Origin of the sequence: Proteus penneri (assembly GCF_003144535.1) — a bacterium.
Taxonomy (GTDB): Bacteria; Pseudomonadota; Gammaproteobacteria; order Enterobacterales; family Enterobacteriaceae; genus Proteus; species Proteus penneri.
Window position 1 is genome coordinate 1 of sequence record NZ_PHFJ01000026.1, and the last position, 1,015, is coordinate 1,015.

At 49.1% G+C, this 1,015-nt stretch carries 1 protein-coding gene; it reads left to right on the forward strand.

Annotation, left to right across the window (positions count from 1 at the left end; genetic code table 11):
• On the forward strand, positions 1-1,015 hold a 1,015-nt coding region (locus CUB63_RS17455), incomplete at both ends, for a hemagglutinin repeat-containing protein (protein ID WP_193524918.1).

A 1,015-nucleotide genomic window follows, 5' to 3' on the forward strand; every position in this document is an offset into this window, starting at 1 on the left:
AACCCAGACAGCGGTAATATCACGGTTGTTGGCAGTGAACTCAAAGCCGGCAAAGACTTATCACTGTCTGCCACGCAAGATATCAACCTTGTTTCTGCCCAAAATACCGAGCAAACCACAAGCCAAAACCGCAGCAAAGGCGGCAGTATCGGGGTTGGTGTAGGTGTGGGTGAAGGTGGCTATGGGGTCAATGTCTCTGCCTCCGTCAACCAAGGCAAAGGCCATGAAAAAGGCAATGCCCTCACTCACACCGAGACCACGTTAGATGCAGGTAATAAACTCACCTTAAACAGTGGACAAGATACCACCCTCAAAGGTGCTCAAGTCAGTGGCGAACAAGTCACTATCAATGTCGGTCGTGACCTCACTTTACAAAGTGAGCAAGACAGTGACCGCTATGACGCCAAACAGCAAGAGGTCAGCGTCGGTGGCGGTTACACGCTAGGTGGCACACCAAACATCAATATCAGTGCCAGCAAAGACAAGATACACAGTAACTACGACAGTGTGAAAGAACAAACCGGTATTTTTGCCGGCAAAGGTGGTTTTGATGTCAACGTCAAAGACCATACTCAGCTTGACGGTGCGGTGATTGCTTCTACCGCCGACAAAGGCAACAATCACCTTGAAACGGGTACGCTGGGTTGGAAAGATATTGACAACAAAGCCGATTTTACTGCCGAACACACGGGCGGATCGATTGGCACCGGTGGCCCAATTGGTAGCCAACTGGTGACCAATGCCGCGGGCGGGCTACTCTCTAACGCCAATAACAGCGGCCACGCCGAAGGCACCACACAATCAGCGGTCAGTGACGGTAGTGTCATTGTTCGCAATGAAGACAAACAAAAACAGGATATTAACAAGCTAAATCGCGATACCGACCATGCCAATGACGGCAGTATCAAACCTATCTTTGATAAAGAAAAAGAGCAAAATCGCTTAAAACAAGCGCAACTGATTGGCGAAATTGGCAATCAGGCGATGGATATTATTCGCACCGAAGGAAATATTG